The 21,152-nt window shown below is 70.6% G+C and carries 16 protein-coding genes; 11 read left to right on the plus strand and 5 right to left on the minus strand.

Annotation, left to right across the window (positions count from 1 at the left end; all coding sequences use genetic code 11):
- The first annotated feature begins 234 nt into the window (after positions 1–234).
- The 7 genes from LOY02_RS08500 to LOY02_RS08530 all read left to right on the plus strand — a co-directional run bounded on the left by LOY02_RS08500 (position 235) and on the right by LOY02_RS08530 (position 11,013).
- On the plus strand, positions 235–1,716 hold the full coding sequence (locus LOY02_RS08500; RefSeq protein ID WP_317181915.1) for a uracil-xanthine permease family protein: 1,482 nt from the start codon (positions 235–237) through the stop codon (positions 1,714–1,716).
- 270 nt (positions 1,717–1,986) lie between these two features.
- Positions 1,987–2,871, plus strand: coding sequence for a xanthine dehydrogenase family protein subunit M (locus LOY02_RS08505; RefSeq protein ID WP_317181916.1), 885 nt, complete (start codon positions 1,987–1,989; stop codon positions 2,869–2,871).
- On the plus strand, positions 2,864–3,460 hold the full coding sequence (locus LOY02_RS08510) for a (2Fe-2S)-binding protein (protein ID WP_317181917.1): 597 nt from the start codon (positions 2,864–2,866) through the stop codon (positions 3,458–3,460). Before LOY02_RS08505 ends, LOY02_RS08510 begins: the two co-directional genes overlap by 8 nt.
- A complete protein-coding gene (gene cutA / locus LOY02_RS08515) occupies positions 3,457–5,904 on the plus strand; it encodes an aerobic carbon-monoxide dehydrogenase large subunit (RefSeq protein WP_317181918.1) in 2,448 nt (815 codons plus the stop codon). The genes LOY02_RS08510 and cutA overlap by 4 nt, the downstream gene beginning before the upstream one ends.
- The gene (locus LOY02_RS08520) at positions 5,901–6,599 is read left to right on the plus strand and encodes a carbon monoxide dehydrogenase subunit G (protein WP_317181919.1); all 699 of its coding nucleotides are present in this window, start codon (positions 5,901–5,903) and stop codon (positions 6,597–6,599) included. Before cutA ends, LOY02_RS08520 begins: the two co-directional genes overlap by 4 nt.
- Position 6,600: 1 nt before the next feature.
- Positions 6,601–7,524: a carbon-nitrogen hydrolase family protein gene (locus tag LOY02_RS08525; protein WP_317181920.1), complete on the plus strand. Its 924-nt coding sequence runs from the start codon at positions 6,601–6,603 to the stop codon at positions 7,522–7,524.
- A gap of 255 nt (positions 7,525–7,779) precedes the next feature.
- Positions 7,780–11,013, plus strand: a complete 3,234-nt coding sequence (locus LOY02_RS08530) for a M36 family metallopeptidase (protein WP_317181921.1) — start codon at positions 7,780–7,782, stop codon at positions 11,011–11,013.
- Between the two features lie 241 nt (positions 11,014–11,254).
- Here LOY02_RS08530 and LOY02_RS08535 read toward each other — a convergent pair whose 3' ends face one another.
- From LOY02_RS08535 to LOY02_RS08555, 5 genes are all read right to left on the minus strand, one after another.
- On the minus strand, positions 11,255–12,634 hold the full coding sequence (locus tag LOY02_RS08535; RefSeq protein ID WP_317181922.1) for an MBL fold metallo-hydrolase: 1,380 nt from the start codon (positions 12,632–12,634) through the stop codon (positions 11,255–11,257).
- Between the two features lie 73 nt (positions 12,635–12,707).
- Complete coding sequence (locus tag LOY02_RS08540; protein ID WP_317181923.1) at positions 12,708–13,946, minus strand: RNA polymerase sigma factor; 1,239 nt, start codon at positions 13,944–13,946, stop codon at positions 12,708–12,710.
- Complete coding sequence (locus LOY02_RS08545; protein ID WP_317181924.1) at positions 13,943–14,266, minus strand: YciI family protein; 324 nt, start codon at positions 14,264–14,266, stop codon at positions 13,943–13,945. The genes LOY02_RS08540 and LOY02_RS08545 overlap by 4 nt, the downstream gene beginning before the upstream one ends.
- Before the next feature lie 107 nt (positions 14,267–14,373).
- Positions 14,374–15,486 (minus strand): HAMP domain-containing sensor histidine kinase, encoded by a 1,113-nt coding sequence (locus LOY02_RS08550; protein WP_317181925.1) that lies wholly within the window; start codon positions 15,484–15,486, stop codon positions 14,374–14,376.
- Entirely contained in the window at positions 15,483–16,208 is a 726-nt protein-coding gene (locus LOY02_RS08555; RefSeq protein ID WP_317181926.1) for a response regulator transcription factor, read from the minus strand. The genes LOY02_RS08550 and LOY02_RS08555 overlap by 4 nt, the downstream gene beginning before the upstream one ends.
- A 171-nt stretch (positions 16,209–16,379) precedes the next feature.
- Between LOY02_RS08555 and LOY02_RS08560 the strand changes: the two genes are divergently transcribed.
- From LOY02_RS08560 to LOY02_RS08575, 4 genes are all read left to right on the plus strand, one after another.
- Positions 16,380–16,547 carry a hypothetical protein gene (locus tag LOY02_RS08560; RefSeq protein ID WP_317181927.1) on the plus strand — a complete coding sequence of 56 codons (168 nt, stop codon included), beginning with the start codon at positions 16,380–16,382 and terminating at the stop codon, positions 16,545–16,547.
- 144 nt (positions 16,548–16,691) lie between these two features.
- Entirely contained in the window at positions 16,692–18,893 is a 2,202-nt protein-coding gene (locus tag LOY02_RS08565) for a hydantoinase/oxoprolinase family protein (protein WP_317181928.1), read from the plus strand.
- A gap of 1 nt (position 18,894) precedes the next feature.
- Positions 18,895–20,931 (plus strand): hydantoinase B/oxoprolinase family protein, encoded by a 2,037-nt coding sequence (locus LOY02_RS08570; protein WP_317181929.1) that lies wholly within the window; start codon positions 18,895–18,897, stop codon positions 20,929–20,931.
- Positions 20,928–21,152, plus strand: a 225-nt coding sequence (locus tag LOY02_RS08575) for an NmrA family NAD(P)-binding protein (protein WP_317181930.1), incomplete at its 3' end; no start/stop codon positions are given. The genes LOY02_RS08570 and LOY02_RS08575, both read left to right, overlap by 4 nt.

Consider the following 21,152-nt stretch of genomic DNA (forward strand, 5'->3'; position numbering starts at 1 on the left):
GGGCTGGCCGGCTCGGGCCGCGATCGGGCGGGAGCCCGCCCAGCGGCATACGGCAACATCCGTCGTGCTCGGGTCGCGCGGTACGGCACCTTTGGCAAGGAACGGGACCAACTCGTTATCAGCAAATGCCGAATGTCCCCCCCATGAATCGGAGTAGTTTTCGCCCATCCCGCCGTTGGGAGTGAGCCGGGTCACACGAGGGTGGCCGGCCGCAATTCGCGCAAGGAGTCTTCGATGGCTTTGGGCTGGAAACTGCACGGGGACGGCAAGACGATGGGCCCCGACGACGTCGTCGCCCCCGACGAACGTCTCTCCTGGGGCAAGACGATCGGGCTGGGCGCCCAGCACGTCGTCGCGATGTTCGGTGCGACCTTCGTCTTCCCGATCGTCATGGGCCTCAACCCGCAGCTCGCGATCATGATGAGCGGAATCGCGACGATCATCTTCCTGCTCATCGTCAACGGGAAGGTGCCGAGCTACCTCGGCACGTCGGCGAGCTTCGTCGGGGGCGTGGCCGCGATCCGCGCCCAGGGCGGCGACTCGAGCACGGTCACGGGTGCCATCCTGGTCGCCGGCATCGTGCTCGCACTCGTCGGTGTGCTCATCCACTACATGGGCTCGGGGGTGCTGCATCGCGTCCTGCCGCCGGTCGTCACCGGCGCGGTCGTCATGCTCATCGGGTTCAACCTCGCACCCGTCGTCGCCGGGATCTACTGGCCGCAGGACCAGTGGGTGGCGATCCTGGTCATGCTCTTCACCATCGTCTGCGCGGTCGCCTTCCGGGGCTTCGTGTCGCGCATCGCCGTCTTCCTCGCCCTCGTCTTCGGCTTCGTCCTCTCGTGGGTGCTCGACAAGACCGCCGGCATGATCAACTCGCCGCTGCCCGGTGCGACCGAGGCGACGGATCACTTCCGCACCAACTTCGATGCGGTCGGGGCGGCGTCCTGGTTCGGCTTCCCACCCGAGACGATGATGGGTCAGGACGGCCGGGAGGTTGCGGGCTGGCACACACCGAGCTTCTCCGTTGCCGCGATCCTGCTCGTCCTGCCCGCCGTCATCGCCCTCATCGCGGAGAACACCGGCCACGTCAAGGCGGTCGCCGAGATGACCGGTCATGACCTCGACCCCTACATGGGCCGCGCCATCGCCGCCGACGGCGTGGGCACGGCGATCGCATCCTCGGTCGGTGGCTCGCCGACCACGACCTACGCCGAGAACATCGGCGTCATGGCGGCGACCCGTGTGTACTCGACGGCCGCGTACTACGTCGCCGCCATCGTCGCCATTCTCTTCGGTCTGTCGCCGAAGTTCGGCGCGCTCGTCGCGGCCGTCCCGGGCGGCGTCCTCGGCGGCATCACCGTCGTCCTCTACGGCATGATCGGCCTGCTCGGCGCCAAGATCTGGAAGGAGAACGGCGTCGACTTCGGCAACCCGATCAACCTCGTGCCGATCGCGGCCGGCATCATCATCGGCATCGGCAACGTCGAGCTGAAGATCACCGACGACTTCACGCTCGGAGGCATCGCCCTCGGCACCATCGTCGCGATCGCCGGCTGGCACCTGGCCAAGGCGATTGCCCCGTCGGAGCTGCGCGCCCGGGCGGAGGCGGCCGGCGGGACGATGATCTCCCTCGGGGAGGAGGAGGGGACCTACGGCGATGCCGACGGCGTCGACGACCTCTACCAGGCCGGCGAGCGCCCCGAGTCGCGCCGTTAGCACGGACCGCGGTCGCACGTGGGCCCCCGACTCGTTCGGGGGCCCACGTGCCGTTTGGGGCCACTCGACCTGAGGCGGGGGTGCGCGCCTCCGAGTCGAGTGGCCACGAATGCCCCCACGACCGCCCCAACTCCCCCGCGTTTGGGGCCACTCGACGTGGTGGGCGGGGAGCGAGCGGCGGATGCGCTGGCAAGTTGTGCCAAACGCCCAGACGCAGGGATGCACAAGAACCTCTGGTGCCACAGGGATCTGGAAGGCAGGATCGGTTCGGTGAAGCCCGCCCCCTTCGTTCACCACGCCCCTCGCTCGGTGGAGGAGGCCGTTGCCGTCCTCGCCGACGTCGGCCACGACGGCAAGGTCCTCGCCGGCGGACAGAGCCTCATCCCGATCCTCAACATGCGGCTGGCCTCCCCGGCCCACCTCGTCGACATCAACCGGGTCGACGGGCTCTCCGACGTCACCGTCGATGGCGGCTGCGTCCGCGTCGGCGCCCTCGTCCGCCACCGTGGGCTCGAACAGTCGACGGAGGCGTATGCCGCTCAGCCCATCCTTCGCCAGGGCCTGCTCAACGTCGCGCACCCCGCGATCCGCAACCGCGGCACGACCGTCGGGTCGATCGCCCACGCCGACCCGTGCGGCGAGATGCCTGCCGTGCTCGCGCTCACCGATGGCGTCGTCGAGGTCACCGGCTCCGCGGGCAGCCGTGACATCCCGTGGCAGGACTTCTTCCTCGGCACCCTCGAGACGTCGCTCGCGCCCGAGGAGCTCGTCGTCGCAGTCCGCTTCGGCTGCTTCGTCGAGGGGACCGGCACCGCCTTCCTCGAGTCGGCTCGCCGGTCCGGCGACTATGCCTTGGCCGGGGTCGGGGTCGCGGTGACCCTCACCGACGGGACGGTGTCCGGGGCGCGCGCTTCGTTCGTTTCTGTGACCGACGTCCCCTCGGTGCTCGACCTGGAGCCGTTGCTCGCCGGGGTCGAGCCGGGCTCCGGCGCCTGGGACGCGGCGCTGGACTCCGCGAGCGAGGCGGTGCGTGGCCACGTCGAGCCGGAGTCCGACATCCACGCCACGTCCGAGTACCGCCGGATGCTCGCGGGCGAACTCACCCGTCGGGCCCTCCGCGAGGCCGCCAACTCTGCAGGAGCACACCATGACTGACACGGCCTCGACCGAGGTCCTCCACGACGTGACGATCGTCGTCAACGGCATCGCGCGCTCCGCGTCGGTGCCGGCGCGACGGCTGCTGTCCGACTTCCTGCGCCACGACCTCGGGCTCACCGGCACGCACGTCGGCTGCGAGCACGGCGTCTGCGGTGCGTGCACCGTCCTCGTCGACGACCAGCCGATGCGCTCGTGCCTGATGTTCGCCGTCACCGCCCAGGACCACGCCATCACGACCGTCGAAGGGCTCGGCTCCCGGCCGGACGCACGCCCGAGCCCGACAGGCGAGCCGATGAACCCGGCCCAGCAGGCCTTCGCCGAGTGCCATGGCCTCCAGTGCGGCTTCTGCACGCCGGGCTTCCTCACGACCGTCACCGCCTACCTCGAGGAGAACCCGTCCCCGACGGCCGAGGAGGCCCGCGAGGCCGTCTCCGGCAACCTCTGCCGCTGCACCGGCTACCAGAACATCGTCAAGAGCGTGCTGCGCGCAGCAGAGCTGCGGGAGGAGCGGAAGGAGCCGTATGCCGCTGAGCCGACTCAGCAGCATACGACCAGTTCTCTTGTGGCTGAGGAGGACTCGGCATGACGACGCAGATGTTCGGGGCGCCCGTCAAGCGGCGGGAGGACCCACGGCTCATCACGGGCGGCGGTCGCTACCTCGACGACCTCGGCCACGACGCGCTGGAGGCGGCGTTCGTCCGCAGCCCCCACGCCCATGCGCGGATCGTCGACATCGACGTCGCCGACGCGATCGACGTCGAGGGGGTCTCCGCGATCTACGTCCACGAGGACCTCACCGGGCCGATGGCCGAGGCGTTGCCCCTCCTCATCCCGCACCCCACCCTGACCCACGGGCGGACCGCCTACGCCCTGGCGAAGAACGAGGTCAACCACGTCGGCGAGGCCGTCGTCATGGTCGTGGCGACGAACCGCTACGTCGCGGAGGACGCCTGTCAGCGGATCCGCGTGACCTACGAGCAGCTGCCCGTCGTCGTCGGTGTCGAGGCGGCCCGCGACGGCGAGCACCTCGTCCACGAGGACGTCCCCGGCAACGTGGCCGCGCACATGACCCAGCAGGTCGGCGACGTCGAGGCCGCCCTCGCCGCCGCCCCCCACACGCTGACGCTGGACCTCGACATCGAGCGGAGCGCCTCCATGCCGATGGAGGGCAAGGGGGTCTACGCCCGGTGGGACGACGAGCGCGACGAGCTGCGGATGTACTCGTCGACCCAGACCTCGACCGGCGTCCGCGCGGCGGTCGCGGCCCGGCTCGGGCTGCCGCTCGCCAAGGTCGAGTGCATCGCGCCCGACGTCGGGGGCGGCTTCGGCGTCAAGATCATGCACCCCTGGCCGGAGGAGATCCTCGTGGCCTGGGCCGCAAGGCTGCTCGGTCGGCCGGTGAAGTGGACCGAGGACCGGCGCGAGCACTTCGTGTCGTCGGCGCACGAGCGAGGTCAGCTCCAGCGCGTCACCGTCGGCTTCGACGACGAGGGCCGGCTGCTCGGCCTCGACGTCAAGCTCTGGCACGACAACGGCGCCTACACGCCCTACGGGATCATCGTCCCCATCATCACCTCGACCCAGCTGCTCGGGCCCTACAAGCCGGGCACCTACCGGGTCGAGTTCTGGTCGCTCTACACCAACACCGTCATCGTCACGCCCTACCGCGGCGCCGGGCGACCCCAGGGCGTCTTCGCCATGGAGCGCGCGATGGATGCGATCGCGGACTTCCTCGAGCTCGACCGGGCCGAGGTCCGGGCCCGGAACTTCATCCTGCCCTCGGAGATGCCCTACGACCACGGCCTGCTCTTCCAGGACGGCCGCCCGCTCAAGTACGACTCGGGCGACTTCCCGGCGAGTCTCGACAAGCTCAAGAAGCTCGTCGGCTGGGACGACTTCTCGGAGTACCGGGCGCAGGCCGAGGCCGAGGGCCGCAAGGTCGGCCTGGGGATCGGCTGCTACGTCGAGGGCACCGGCGTCGGGCCCTACGAGGGTGGTCACATCCAGATCGAGACGAGTGGGCGGGTCAACGTGTCGACGGGTCTGACGTCGCAGGGCCAGGGCCACGAGACGGTCTTCGCCCAGATCGTCGCCCAGGAGCTCGGCGTCCGCATCGAGGACGTCCACGTCACGACCGGTGACACGCGCCGGATGCCCTACGCCGTGGGGACCTTCGCGTCCCGGGCCGCCGTGATGTCGGGCAACGCGATCGCGCTCGCAGCGCGCAACGTCCGCGCCAAGGCCCTGCGGATCGCGGCCGACGCGCTCGAGGTGTCCGTGGACGACCTCGACATCGTCGACGGCACGATCAGTGTCAGGGGCGCGCCCCACACCTCGATGTCCCTCGGCACCATCTCGGTCCTGTCCAACCCGCTGCGCTACGCGTTCGACGAGGCGGCCAAGGCGGCCACCCAGTTCGCCGGCACGTTCGACCCCGACAAGCCACCTGTCGCCGACGACGAGGAGCCGGGGCTCGAGGGCAAGGACTTCTACTCCCCCACGCAGGCGACCTTCGCCAACGGGATGCACGCGGCGATCGTCGAGACCGACCCCGTGACCGCCGAGATCCGGATCCTGCGCTACTGCGTCATCCACGACTGCGGCCCGATGATCAACCCGATGATCGTCGAGGGCCAGGTCCACGGGGGCGTCGCCCAGGGCGTCGGCGGGGCCCTCTACGAGCGGATGGCCTACGACGAGTCGGGCCAGCTGCTCAACGCGTCGTTCATGGACTTCCTCATGCCCTACGCCTCCGAGGTGCCGACCATCGAGGCGGACCACCTCGAGACCCCCTCGCCGCTCAACCCGTTGGGCATCAAGGGCGCCGGCGAGGCCGGGTGCATCCCCGTGTCGGCCGTCATCGCGTCCGCCATCGAGGACGCCGAGGGGTTCCCGATCACCCGGATGCCGATCTCCCCCAACGACCTCTGGGAGCTGCGCCGACGGCACGACGCCGGTGACCTCCCGTCCCTCAAGCGTGCCGCCACTGCCGGCGGCGCGCCGTCTGCAACCGAGGAGCCCACCGCATGAAGATCTCCGGCACCGCCTCCCTCTCTGCCGACCCCCTGCAGGTGTGGGACGCCATCCACGACCCGGCGGTCCTCGCCCGCGCACTGCCCGGCTGTGAGCGCCTCGTCGAGCTCGCCCCGAACCACTACGCGATGACCGTCACGGCCGGGGTCGCTGCCGTCAAGGGCACCTACGACGGCGAGGTCCTCCTGCTCAACCCGCAGCACCCGGAGGCGTTCACCATGAAGGCGTCGGGGGCCGGGGCGCCGGGCACCGTGGCCGCCGACGTCGACGTCAGGGTCGCGCCGCTCGAGGACGGCGGGACCCGCGTGAGCTACGAGGCCGACGCGTCCGTCGGCGGGCCGATCGGTGGGGTCGGCCAGCGGATGCTGTCCGGGGTCACGAAGAAGATGGCGGGCCAGTTCTTCGCCGCGCTCGACGCCGAGATCGCTGGCGTCCCACCCGAGGCACGCGCCGTCGCACCTGCCCCGGCCGCGCTGGGAGGCGGCGCACAGCCGGCCACCGCGGCCCCCGGGCCCTCTGCGGTGAGCGAGCCCAGCGGCATACGGCCGGGTGGGGTCGGAACCGTCTACGCGGGCAAGGCAGCGGCGGGTGCGGAGTCCACCCGGATCAAGGACTTCGTCATGGGGACGGTCACCGGGAGCGCGATCGCGTTCATCGGCGTGCTCATCGGCTGGGCCATCGGGAGAGGCTGAGGTGCGCGCCTTCACCGCCGCCGCCGTCCAGCTCGGTCCGCTCCCTGGCCCGCTCACCCGGGAGTCCATCGAGGGCAACCTCGACCGTTGCGTCGACATGACCCGGCGGTGTGTCGACGCGACGGGCGCCGAGCTGGTCGTGCTGCCGGAGTCGGCGACCACCGGCTTCACACCGGGCTGCTCGAAGGAGGAGCTCTGGGACCTCGTCACCGACCTTCCCGGTGGCATCGTGGAACCCGTCCAGGAGGTCGCCCGCGAGACCGGCGCCCACGTGTGCGTCGGCACCTACGAGCGAGGGCCGGAGCGCGGCACCGTCTACAACGCGTCAGTCCTCATCTCCCCGTCAGGTGAGGTCCTCGGCGTCTACCGCAAGACCCACCCCTTCTGCACCGAGGCCGTCGACGGGGGCGGCTGGGTCACTCCCGGGGACTCGGTCACCGTCTGCGACACCGAGCTCGGCAGGATCGGCATGATCATCTGCTTCGACGGGGACTACCCCGAGCTGTCGCGGATCCAGGCGGTGCAGGGCGCCGAGGTGATCTGCCGACCGTCTGCTCTCCTGCGGTCCGCCGACATCTGGGACCTCACCTCCAGGGCACGCGCCTACGACAACCACGTCTACGTCATCGGCGCCAACGCCACCGGGATCGACCCGGCAGGCGTCATCTACTTCGGCAACTCCCACATCGTCACACCGATCGGCCACGTCGTCGCGAGGGCCGCGAGCCACGAGAGCTGGGTCTCCGCCCGACTCGACCCGGCGGAGGCGCTCGCGTCGCTCACCCCCGGATCGAGTGTGGGACAGGGCTTCGACCACCTGCGTGACCGCAACCTCGACCTCATCCGCGGTCATCGCGACGAGCTCGAGCGCGCGGCGGCGAGCTCCTTCTCGCATGCGTCAGTGCGACCCGGCCCCGACGGCTGACCCGGCCCACCACCGACGTCGCGCCACGGGGTGAGCCCGCCCAGCGGCATACGACACCCGACACCGCAGCGGGCTCGGCGCGCACTGAGCACAAATTCGAGCGTTTGCCTGACAGCGGGAGCTGACCCGAGCATTCTGGGAGGTGCCAATCGGCACGCGTCGGCGAGACGCGCCGACGCACGCACTCATCGGGGGGTTCTCGTGCGTATACGTCGCTCTGTTTCCGCTGCCATCGGCGGCCTTCTCTTCGTCACCATGACCAGTCCGTCGGTCCTGGCCGCCGGACCACCGGATCCGGGTCCCGACGGCTTGGGCGCGTCCAACGCCCCGGGGGCCAGTCCGGGGGCCGCGTCGGCGGCCGATGCCCCCGTCGTCCGAAGGGACAGCGTCACCGGCGCCATCGAGTCGATCCGATCCGACCGCACCGGGCTCACCGCACCGTCGAAGGGTGCTCCTGCCGACCTCGCTCTCGCCTTCGTCCGTGCGCGCGCGAAGGACTTCGGCCTGAGCCCGGGTCACGCCCGGAACCTTTACGTCGCAAAGGAGCTCGCCTTGACGAGCGGCGCCTCTGCGATCCATGTCGGCCAGCAGGTCGGCGGACTGCGCGTCAACGACGCACTGCTGACCGTCGTCGTCGCGGCGGACGGGCGCGTCCTGTCTGCGGCAGGGCACCTCGCCGCCGGCGCCGTCGGCGCGAGCGCGTCGCGGGCGCCAGCACTCAACGCCCGCCAGGCGCTCGACAAGGCAGCGGGCGCCCAGGGCGCCAAGGCGCGCCGACCGCTGCGCGAGGCCGACGTCTCGACGTCCGGCAGGCGAACCTTCCCCAACGTCTACGGGGTCGGCAACGCGGCCGACCGGCCGGTCTCGACCGAGCTGGTCTGGCAGCCCTCCGACCACGGGCGCCGCCTCACGCTCGCCTGGGTGACCGACATCGAGTCGTCCGGCCAGGAGTGGTGGGAGACGGTCGTCGACGCCCGCACCGGCGCCGTGCTCGACCGGACCAGCCGCTATGCGCACGCCGGCCCCGAGGGCACGGTGACGCGAGAGCAGCACCCGGAGGCGCCGGGCGCGACCCGGCAGGTCACCGCCTTCACGGGCCTCGACGGCTCGTGGGTGAGCGGGACGACGACGAGCGGCAACAACGTCAACGCCTACCTCGACCGCAACGACGACGACGCCAACAACGAGTACCAGCCGACGGCCGCGGACCAGCACTTCAACTACACGTTCACGGACGCCTGGCGCACCACGGCCGACGTCAACTCCGTGGCCGCCCTCGACGCGGACCGCGACGCGGCGATCACCCAGCTGTTCTACTACACGAACGTCATGCACGACTGGCTCTACGGGCACGGCTTCGACGAGGCGAGCGGCAACTTCCAGGTCGACAACTTCGGCCGCGGCGGCAGCGGGGGCGACCCGGTCCTCGCCGAGGCGCAGGACGGCTACGACTTCGGCTGCGACGACGGCGACGGCACTCCCAACGAGACCGAGGACCGCTGCCGCAACAACGCCAACTTCGGCACGCCCGGCGACGGCGCGAGCCCGCGGATGCAGATGTACATGTGGATCCCGAGCCGCCCCTTCCGTGACGGTGACTTCGACGGCGACGTCATCGCGCACGAGTACGGCCACGGCGTGTCCAGCCGGCTCGTCGGCGGCGGCAACCTCGGCTACAACGGCGGGGACCAGCGCGGCGCCCTCGGCGAGGGCTGGAGCGACGTCGTGTCCTACCTCAAGTGGGGCGACGCCGTCATCGGCGAGTACGTCACCGGCAACGCCACGACCGGGATCCGGGCCGTCGCCTACGACAACTCCAACCTCACCTTCCAGAACTACGACACGAACTCGGGCAGCGGCCACGGCAACGGCCAGATCTGGGCCTCGGCCCTCTACGACATCCGGGCCCAGATCCCCGGAGGCGTCGAGGCGATGGCCTCCCTCGTCCTCGACGGGATGAAGGCCACACCGGCGAACCCGACCTTCATCGACGCCCGGGACGGCCTGCTGACAGCTGACGGCGGCGCGAACCGCTGCCTCATCTGGTCGGCCTTCGCTGGGCGCGGGCTCGGCACCGGCTCCAGTGGTGGGCTCGACGAGGTGCCGTCCGCGAGTGACGACATCCCGGCCGAGTGCCTCCCGACGGCCGACGCCGACGGTCCCTATGTCACGCCCGAGGGCACCGATGTCCAGCTCGACGGCACGGGTTCCGCCTCCGGCACCGACCCGTCCGCCGGCGCCATCACGACCTACGAGTGGGACCTCGACAACGACGGCGCCTACGACGACGCGACCGGGCCGACGCCCGACTTCACGGCCGTCGGCCAGGACGGCGCCTTCCCGATCGGGCTGCGCGTCACGGATGCCTTCGGCAACACCTCGACCGACACCTCGTCCGTGACGGTGACCAACGTCGCCCCGACGGTCGTCGTCGACGCGATCACGCCGATCGACGAGCTCGGCACCGTCACGGTGACCGGCACGGTCACCGACCCGGGCTGGCTCGACCCGCTCACCGCGACGATCACCTTCGACGACGGTGCGGCTCCGGTCGCCCTCGCGGGCAACCTCGAGAACGTCCGTCCCGACGCGACGCTGACCTTCTCGGTCCAGCACCAGTACGGCGACAACGGCGACTACACCGTCGAGGTCTGCGCGGCCGACGACGACACGACGGGCAACTGCGGGAGCAACACCGCGAGCGTCGCCAACGTCGACCCGACTGCCGTCATCGACACGTCCGGCGAGCAGGTCTATGACGGCGTCTCGGCGTTCATCCTCGAGGCGGGTGAGGACCTCACCGTCCCCGTCGGCTCCGAGGACCCGGGCAGTGACGACCTCACCTTCGAGTGGGCGTGGGGCGACGGCACGACCGACAGCCAGACGTCGCTCGTCAACCCGCCGGCGCTCGACCCGCCGAAGAGCCCGAGCATCCAGCCGCGCGATGTCGACCTGTCGGAGACCCACGCCTACGGCGACGCGTGCCTCTACACCCTGACGACGACGGTGACCGACGACGACGGTGGCTCCGGCAACGACAGCGCGGCCGTGCTCGTCACCGGCAACGCCGACGTCTCCAAGGGGCACGGCTGGTGGCTCAACCAGTACCGGGACAAGCCGCCGAACGACTTCACCCCGGCGCAGCTGCAGTGCTACCTCGACATCGTCGGCTACCTCAGCCTCGTCTTCGACGAGGACACCGACGCGTCGACGCGCGCCGCGGCAGCCCACGTGCTCAACGCGCCGGCGAAGTCACCGGCTGAGGTCATCTTCGACCAGATGGCCCTCGGTGCCTGGCTCAACTTCGCCAACGGTTCCGTCAAGCTCGACACCGCGGTCGACACCGACGGTGACGGCGTCGACGACAGCACCTTCGGCGCAGCCATGCTCACTGCCGAGACGATCCGGATGAACCCGGCGTCGACCTCGGCGCAGATCAAGGCTCAGAAGGACATCGTCGAGCGGATCGCGCTCCAGAGCGCGAGCTGACCGACGGCAGGCGCCCGCACCCACCGAGCGTGGGTGCGGGCGCTGCTGTCGTATGCCGCTGGGCCGGCTGCTGGTCGGGACGTGCCCTTTGCGGCCACTCGACCTCACGAGCACGTCGAGTGGCCCCGAACGCACGCGCCACGTGAGACTTTGCGGCCACTCGACCTCACGAGCACGTCGAGTGGCCCCGAACGCACGCGTTCGGGGCCACTCGTTTGGGGGGGCTGGGTTGTGTTCCTGCTCAGGAAGCGAGCGCGTGGGTCAGGGCCCAGGCGTTGAAGCCTCCGATGATGTCGGAGACATCGGTGAAGCCCTCGGCGCGAAGGACGCTCGCCCCGACGTTGCTGCGCCAGCCGCCCGCACAGTAGAGGACGACGGGGCGCTCACGGTCGAGCTCGTCGAGGCGGCCGCGCAGCTCGGCCAGGGGCAGGTGCCGCGAGCCGGGGATGGCGCCGGAGGCGAGCTCACCGACGTTGCGGATGTCGAGCAGCTGGACGTGCTCGGACTCGCAGATGTCCTCGATCTGGGCCACGGTCAGGCGGCTCGAGTGCTCGACCTGCTCCTGACGGGCCAGCAGGTAGCCCTCCGGGTCGGAGACGTAGCCGAGCACGTGGTCGAAGCCGATCCGGTGGAAGCGGACGGCGGTCTCCTGGGCCTCCTCCTCGGAGGCGAGGATGACGAACTGCTGGTCCGGCTCGAGGACGGTCCCCACGGTCTCGGCCAGTCGGCCGTCGGTGGGGATGCTGATCGAGCCCTTGAGGTGGCCGGCAGCGAACTCCTGCTGCTCGCGCGCGTCGACGAGGACCGCCCCGGCCGCGAGCGCCTCCTCGACCTGGTCGTCGGTCAGAGCCGGGATCGTCGCGTCGGTGTCACGGATCGAACGCTCGGCCTTGTTGAGGGTGGCGTTGTACACGAAGTAGCTGGGCGCGGACGGCTGGCCCTCGGTGACGACCTCGAGGAAGGCCTCCTCGCTCATCGGGGTGCACGCGTAGTTGAAGCGACGCTGCTCGCCGATGGTGGACTGCTTCTCCGTCGACAGGTTCTTGCCGCAGGCCGAGCCGGCGCCGTGGGCGGGGAAGACACGCACCTCGTCCGGCAGGCCCATGAGCTTGTTCTGCACCGAGTCGTAGAGCATCCGGCCGAGCTCCTCGGCCGTGACGCCGATCGACGCGAGCAGGTCGGGGCGACCGACGTCTCCGATGAAGAGGGCGTCACCCGTGAGGACGCCGTAGGCAACCTCGTCGTCCGCGTGCTCGTAGACGAGGACGCTGATCGACTCGGGGGTGTGGCCGGGGGTCGCCATGATCTCGAGGGTGACGTCGCCGAGGCTGATGCGCTCGCCGTCCTCGAGGGAGCGGACCTCGAACTCCGGCTTCGCGGCAGCGCCGTAGCCGATCCAGGCGCCGGTCTCGCGGGCGAGCTCCAGGTGGCCGGAGAGGAAGTCCGCGTGGAAGTGCGTGTTGATGATGCCGACGATCGTCAGTCCGTGCTCCCGGGCATCCGCGAGGTACTCGGCGACGTCGCGGCGGGGGTCGACGACCACGGCCTGGCCGGTCGTGTCGTCGGCGATGAGGTAGGACGCCTGGGAGAGGCAGTCGAGGTAGTACTGCGTGAACCGCATGGGTGCTCCTTGGCTGGACGGTTGCCTGTTTCGAGGATCGTAACCCATACCCCTGGGGGTATATTCCCGAAGGCTACCCCAACTGTCCGCGTCGACGGGCCAGGAAGGCGATCTCGGCGCTGTTGCCCGCCAGCTCGATGGCCTTGTCGTACGCCGCGCGGGACTGCTCACTGCGACCCAGGCGGCGCAGCAGGTCAGCGCGGGTGGCGTGGTAGGCGTGATACCCGGCCAGCTGGCCCTCGAGACGGTCCACGGTCGCCAGGGCCACCTCCGCCCCATCGAGCTCGGCGACCGCAACGGCACGGTTGAGTTCGACGATCGGCGAGGGGTCAAGGCGCGCGAGCTGGTCGTACAGGGCGACCACCTGCGACCAGTCCGTGTCGCGCGGGTCGCGGGCGGAGGTGTGGACGGCATTGATCGCGGCCAGGATCTGGTAGCGACCCGGAGCCACCCCCGAGGTCAGGCGCTCGCGCACCAGCCGGCGGCCCTCGGCGAGCAGCGCCGGGTCCCACGCGCCCCGATCCTGCTCGCCGAGGGGTACCAGCTCTCCGCTCGACGAGACGCGCGCGCCGCGACGGGACTCCGTGAGGAGCATCAGGGCCAGCAGCCCGGCCACCTCACCGTCGTCCGGCAGGAGGGCATGGACCAGTCGGGTGAGACGGATGGCCTCGGCCGTCAGGTCATGACGGACGGGCTCGGTGTCGGGGCCCGTCGCCAGGTAGCCCTCGTTGAAGAGGAGGTAGAGGACGGCGAGCACACCGGAGACGCGGGCCGGCAGGTCCTCCGCCGACGGCACCCGATAGGGGATGCGAGCCGCCTTGATCTTGGCCTTCGCGCGGGTGATCCGCCGGCCCATGGCGGATTCCTGCACGAGGAAGGCGCGCGCGATCTCGGGCATGGTCAGACCGCCGACCATGCGCAGGGTCAGCGCCAGACGGGCCTCCATCGCCAGCGCCGGGTGACAGCAGGTGAAGATGAGTCGGAGCCGGTCGTCGTCGATGGCGCCGATCGGCTCGAGCGGTTCGGGCGGGTCGTGGAAGGCCATCTGGGCGTCCTTGTGCTTGTCTTCACGCTTGTTCTCGCGCCGGAGCCGGTCGATGGCCTTGCGGCCCGCCGTGGTGGTCAGCCAGGCACCTGGGTTGGGGGGAACCCCGTCCACCGGCCATCGCTCGACGGCGATCGCGAATGCCTCGGCCGTCGCTTCCTCGGCGATGTCGAGGTCCCCGAAACGCTTGGTCAGGGTCGCGACCACCCGCGCCCACTCGTCACGGTGGGCCCGGGTGATCGCCTCGTCCGCGTCGACGCGCCTCACAGGAACGGCCGCACCTCCACCTTCCGGTTGCAGGCCTTCGACCCCTCGGTGGCGATCCTGAGCGCGACGTCGAGGTCGGGGGCCTCGATGATCCAGAACCCGGCGAGGTACTCCTTCGACTCCAGGAAAGGCCCGTCGGTGAAGACGGCCTGCCCGTCCCGGTTGTCGATGACCGTGGCCGTGGCGGGTGCGCCGAGGCCGCCCGCGAAGACCCAGTGGCCCTCCGCCTGCAGACGGTCGTTGAACACGTCGATGTCAGCCATCTCGTCCGGGGTCGCGCTGTCCAGCTTGTCGTGGATCACGGAAAGCAGGTACTGCATCTCGGATCATCTCCTGTGGTCTGGGCGCCCCTCGTGGGCGGCCACTCACCCTTGCTACGAACGCAGTCGCCCCGATCCGACACCACCTCCGCCACCTGACGCTGCCCTCACGGCCGGTCGGCTGCTCCCGCGGCCGGAAGGCGGGCCGTGAACGTCGCACCGCGACCGCGACCCGGCGAGGTCCCGGTCAACTGGCCGCCGTGCTCGCGAACGATGCCACGGGCGATGGTCAGGCCGATCCCGGAGCCGGTCTCGTGCTCGCCCACCCGCCGGCCCGGGACGCGGTAGAAGCGCTCGAAGATGTGCTCGAGCTCAGCCGGGTCCAGCCCCTCGCCGGTGTCGGCCACCTCGACGACCACGGACTCGCCGTCGGGCCGGCACGACACCCGGACCTCTCCACCCGGGTCGGTGGCCCGGATGGCGTTACCCACCAGGTTGGTCACGAGCTGGGCAACCCGGTCGGCATCCGCCATGACCTCGGTGCGGGCGGGCTCGACGTCGACGACGAGGCGCAGTCCTGCGTCCTCGACCTGGGGACGCAGCCGTTCGGCGGCAGCAGCAACGACCTGACCCAGCTCGACACGCTGAAGCGCCAGGCCAAGCCGACCTTCCTCCGCGCGAGAGAGGGTCGACAGGTCATCCGAGAGTCGGCGCAGCCGGCGCACCTCCTCGCTGACCTGTGCGAGCTGCTCCGGCGCCGTCGGCATGACCCCGTCGATCATCGCCTCGACGTAGCCGTCGATGACCGTCAGTGGGGTGCGCATCTCGTGGCCGACCTCGCCGAGCAGCCGCACCCGCCGCGCCTCCGTGTCGGCGAGGCCACGACCCAGGGTGTTGACGTCATCGACGAGCTCGGCGAGCTCCGTCTCGCGGGGCCTGGGGACGGGCACGTCGTAGCGTCCTCGCGCCATGGCACGTGTGGCGGCGCGGATGGTCCCGAGGGAGCGGACGAGCCGGTAGCTCGCGAAGGCGCCGAAGGCGGCTGCCGCGCCCGCTCCCACGAGAGCGCCGATGAGCAGCGCCTGGTCAACGGCCTCGATGAACTCCAGCCGTAGAGTTGCCCCGGTCTGGTCGGGGCGGCCACTGCCCATCCCCCTCCTCTGGACGCTCTGTTCGAAGAGTGGCGGGGCGATCTGCCGGACGATGAGGAAGGTGGCACCCGCGCCGAGCAGGGCGACGAGCAGGTGGGAGAGCACGAGGCGGAAGGCCAGACGGTTCATGGCATCCGACCGAGGGGCTCGAGGAGGAACTTGTAGCCGACACCGCGGACCGTGCCGATGACCCGGGGCGATGTGGCGTCGTCGCCGAGGGCCTTGCGCATGCTCCGGATGTGCACGTCGACGACGCGTTCGTCACCGTAGAAGTCGTAGCCCCACACCGTCTCGAGCAGCTGGGCGCGCGAGAAGACGCGCCCGGGTGACTGGGCGAGGGCCAGGAGCAGGTCGAACTCCAACGTCGACAGGGCGACGGGTCCGTCGTCGGCGGTCACCTCGCGCCGGTCCTCGTCGATCCGCAACCCCGGGAAGCGGTGGACCCGGGAGGGGGTCTGCGCGGCAGGGACGGCGTCGTCCCGGACCCGCCGCAGCACCGACTTCACCCGGGCGACGACCTCACGCGGGCTGAACGGCTTGGTGACGTAGTCGTCGGCGCCGACGCCGAGTCCGACGAGCTTGTCGACCTCCTCGGAGCGGGCGGTGACGAGGATGACGAAGACGTCGGAGTTCGCCCGCACCCTCCGCAGCACCTCGAGACCGTCGAGGTCCGGCAGCCCCACGTCGAGGAGCACGACGTCCGGGCGGGCTCCGACGGTCGTCGTGATCTGACGCACGGCGTCGACTCCACCGGACGCCTCCGACACGACGTAGCCGTCTGCCTCGAGGTACGCGCGCAGCACCGTCCGGATCTGGGCCTCGTCGTCGACGACGAGAACGTGACGAGCCACGTGTCCTCCTCAGTGGTCGGATGGGACCACCCTAGGAGTCTCGGGCTCCCACCGGCGCCACGGACTCGCGAGGTGTCTGCCGTCTCCTGTCGACGGTGCCCGTGGCCGCCCAGGCCGCGTGCTCACCTACTCATCGGGCGAGCTGATCGGCGTCAACACCGCCGGAGAGGCGTGCCAGCACCCCATGGGCGGCGCACTCGAGGTCAACGCCGGCTTCCGCACGCGGACCTCACCTACAGCGGCACCGAGCACCGTCTGGTCACGGGACAGGGCATCCTCTCCGCCAAGCTCTCCTGGCTCGGCGGGCAAGCGGCCTTCGGAGGCACGGTCCGCTGGTGATCCTGCCCGCGACGGCTGGCTCGGGGGCGCCCGAGCCAGCCCAGCGGCATACGGGTTGGCGTGGTGAGGATTGACGCCACCTGCCTCTCCCGTTGGCAGGATGTGCCAACGCATCACCCGCGCGCCAACTGTTGAATCCTTCTCATGACTGCGCGACGGATCAGGATCGGCATCGACACGGGTGGGACGTTCACCGACGTCGTCGCCCTGGACGAGGAGACGGGCGAGCTCGTCACGACGAAGACGCCCTCGACGCCGAGCAACCCCGCCGACGGCTTCATCAACGGTGTCCGCAAGGTACTCGACCTCATGGGGGCCGGCGGCGAGGACATCACCGCCGTCTCGCACGGCACGACCGTCGCGACGAACAAGCTGCTCGAGGGCAAGGTGGAGCGGCTCGGCTTCATCACGACCGAGGGCTACGAGTTCATCCTCGAGATCGCGCGCCAGGCGGTCCCGGACGGCTACGGCAACTCGTACTTCTGGGTCAAGCCGCCGCGGATCGTGCCCGCCGACCTCGTCAGGACGGTCGGGGGGCGGCTCGACTTCGAGGGCAACGAGGTCCGGCCCTTCGACGAGCAGAGCGCCGTCGCCGCCGCCCGCTGGTTCCGCGACCGCGGCATCATGACCATCGGCATCTGCCTCCTGCACTCCTACGCCAACGACAGCCACGAGCTCGCGATGCGCGACATCCTCCAGCGCGAGCACCCCGACGCGGTCGTCTCGATCAGCTCCGAGGTGCTGCGCGAGTACCGCGAGTACGAGCGATCGATGACCACCCTCGTCGACGCCGCCGTCAAGCCCAGCGTCTCCCGCTACGTCGCCAACATCCACGAACGCCTCGACGACTTCCTGACGCAACCCCGCGGGTCGTTCGGGGGGAGCACGGGGGGCGGAGCCCCCCGTGGGGGCGGGTCGTTCGGGGGGAGCACGGGGGGCGGAGCCCCCCGTGGGTTGCCGTTCTATGTGATGAAGTCGAACGGCGGCGTCCTGTCCGCCGACGAGGTCGTGCACCAGCCGATCACCACCGTGCTGTCCGGTCCCGCAGCAGGGGCGCTGGGCGCCGGACTCATCGCCAGACGGGCCGGGTTCCCCAAGGTCCTCACCTGCGACGGCGGAGGCACCTCGACCGACGTGTCCGTCGTCCTCGACGGTGAGCCCACCCTGACGACCGAGGGCACTGTCGGCGCCTACCCGAGCAAGATCCCGATGATCGACGTCGTCACCGTCGGCGCCGGCGGCGGGTCGATCGCCTGGATCTCCCCGGAGGGCACGCTCAAGGTGGGACCCCAGTCGGCGGGTGCCGAGCCCGGACCCCTCTGCTACGCCAAGGGCGGCACGGAGCCGACCATCACCGACGCCCACGTCGTCCTCGGGCGGATCCCGCCACACCTGCTCGGTGGCGAGATCCCCCTCGACGTCGACGCGGCACGCGCCGGGATCGAGGCACTCGCCGCGCGACTCGGCCTCGACTTCGAGCGGTGCGCCACCGGCATCCTCGAGATCTCTGCATGGAACCAGGCCAACGCGCTGCGGCAGGTGTCGGTCAAGCGGGGCCTCGACGTCCGCGACTTCATGCTGACGACCTTCGGCGGCTCCGGATCCCTCCTCGCGTGCCAGCTCGTCGACATCCTCGGCCTCGCCGGGGTCGTCGTCCCCCAGAACCCGGGCAACGTCTCGGCCTTCGGCCTGCTCACCGTCGACGTGAAGAACGACTACGTCCAGACGGCCGTCGCCCGCCACTCGGCGCTCGACCACGCGGCGGTCCAGAAGACCTTCGACGAGCTGACCGGTCGGGCGGCCAAGGCCCTCGACGCGGAGGGCTTCCCCCGGGACGCCCACCGCTACAGCCGGACCGTCGACCTGCGCTACTTCGGCCAGGCCTACGAGGTTCGTGTCCCGGCATCGGACGGGCGCATCGACGAGGCGTATGCCGCTGACGTGGCCTCCCGCTTCCACGACGAGCACCGCGCCCTCTACGGTTACGACTTCCGCGACGACCCGACGCAGCAGGTCGAATGGGTCAACCTCCGGGTCACCGGCATCGGACCGATCACCCGGCCCGAGCTGCAGGAGATCCCGTCGGCGACCGGCGAGGCGGCCCTCGAGGAGCGTGCGCTCCGCAGCCGGCGGCCGGTGTGCTTCGACGCGGCCGAGGGCTACGTCGACGCACGCGTCTGGTGGAGACCTGACCTGCGTGCCGGCGACACGATCGCCGGCCCAGCGATCATCGAGGAGTTCGGGTCGACCGTGCCCCTCCACCCCGGCTTCGTCCTGCGCGTCGACACCCTCGGCAACCTCGTCATCACGTCGTCGGCCGCCACCTCGGCCACCAAGGAGGCCTGACATGTGCCTGTCCTGCCAGACCGCCACGACCAAGCTCGCCCCGCAGGACGCCGCCACCGGGAGCGCCAGCCGGCCCAGCGGCATACGGCCCGGTGCGGAGCCACTGGAGAACCCGGCCGGGCTCCCGACGTCCTACGAGCACGGCAACCGCCTGACCCCGGCGGGGTCGACCGTCGACCCGATCCTCGTCGAGATCGTCGAGGGCACCCTCGCGAGCGTCGAGATGGAGGTCGAGACGGCCATCTCGCGGACGTCTCGCTCGCCGATGATCCGCGACGCGCACGACTTCCGCGCGGGGATCCACGACCGTCAGCTGCGCAAGCTCACCGGACGCTCCTACAGCGCGCTCGTGCACCCGATCGTCCGGGACTTCCCGCTGGCGGAGATGAACGAGGGGGACGTCTTCTTCCACAACGACGTCTACGAGTCGGAGGGCGGCATCGGCCACCTGCCCGACCTGTGCGTGACCGTGCCCGTCTTCTCCGACGGTGAGGTTGTCGCGTTCGTCCAGGCCTTCGGCCACCACGACGACATCGGCGGGGCCGTTCCGGGGTCGATGCCGAGCAACGCGCGCAGCGTCTTCGAGGAAGGTCTGTCCGTCCCGCCGATCAAGCTGTGGGACAAGGGCGTTCCCAACCGATCCGCACTACGCATCATGACCCGCAACTCCCGGATGCCGGACTCCCTGGCCGCGGACCTCGACGCCGAGTGCTCAGCATGCCTCATGGGGGCCCGCCGCCTGTCCGAGCTCTTCGAGCGCTACGGCCGGGAGACGGTCGAGACGGCATTCGACGCGATCCTCGACAAGACGACGGAGACCTACCGCCGCGAGATCCTCTCGAAGATCCCGGACGGGACCTACGTGTGGGAGGACTACGCCGAGCACGACGGCGTCGACGAGCCGAAGCTGCACACGCAGCGGATCACGCTCACCAAGAGCTCGACCGGTGGACCGGGTCCCGGCGACGGGGGCCCCAAGCTCGTCATCGACTTCACCGGGACGGCCCCGCAGGCCAAGGGTCCGATCAACCACTGCGGCGACTACGTCGGCGGCAACTTCCTCAAGAAGTGGCTCGCCCCGATCCTGCGCAACCTCGCGGACACGCCGGAGCGGATGGCCGAGCTCGACGTCAACGAGGGCATCGTCCCGCTCATCGAGATGAAGTTCCCGCCGAAGGGCACGCTCCTCACGCCGATCTACCCCGCGCCGACGAATGCCCGGACCTTCGTCATCCTCCGCCTCCTCGGCGTGCTCGCCGGCGTCGTCGCCAAGGCCGTCGACGGCCGGATGCCCGCGGACCAGGAGACGATCCGCTACACCGGCGTCTACGGCAAGGACCGCGACGGCAACGACTACCTCATGCGCGAGGTCCTCGGGGGCGGGTCCGGCGGGCGCTACTACGCGGACGGGGAGGACACGATCCACGTCGTGCCCGACTCGCGCAACCTGCCCACGGAGTTCACCGAGAGCCGGTTCCCCTTCCTCGTCGAGCGGCTCGGCCTCGCGGTCGACTCCGGAGGGCCGGGCCGGTACCGCGGCGGTCTCGGCTACGAGAAGCACATCCGGATGCTCCGGGACGCGAGCTTCATGTCCATCGCGGACCGGTCGATCCTCTCCTGCTGGGGCGTCAAGGGCGGCAAGGCCGGCCGCCCCTTCGAGGTGACCATCGACCTCGGCGGGCCGGAGGAGCGCGTCGTCGACGCGCTCGCGAACGACGAGCCCGTCAAGGCCGGGCAGGTGATCCGGATTCGCACGACCGGCGGTGGCGGTTGGGGCGACCCGCTCGAGCGCCCCTACGAGGAGGTCCAGCGCGACCTGCAATGGGGCAAGGTCTCCTTCGACGGCGCACGGGCGGACTACGGCGTCGTCGCGAGCGGCACGAAGGACGAGCCGGTGGTCGACGTCGCGGCGTCGGACGCGTTGCGCGCTGGGCTGCGGGAGGCCCGGGAGGCGCAACCGCAGCCGTTCTTCGACCGCGGGCCGGGCTACGCCCACCTCGCGGACGGTGCAGCCGCCGCGGAGGTCGACTGGGTGTGAGCGAGGTGCTCGTCATCGGCGCGGCCGGGAAGACCGGTCGTGCCGTGACACGCGCCCTCCTCGCGCGGGGCGTCCGCGTGCGCGCCGCCGTCCGTCCCGGCTCCACAGGGCTGCCGTATGCCGCTGGGCTCGGTTCCCGCTCCATCCCTCCTCCCGCTCCCCCTCAGTCGAGTGGCCCCGACGTGCACACCCCGCCTGGGGAAACCCGGGCCACTCGAGTG

It is taken from the genome of Intrasporangium sp. (assembly GCF_032907665.1).
GTDB lineage: Bacteria > Actinomycetota > Actinomycetes > Actinomycetales > Dermatophilaceae > Intrasporangium.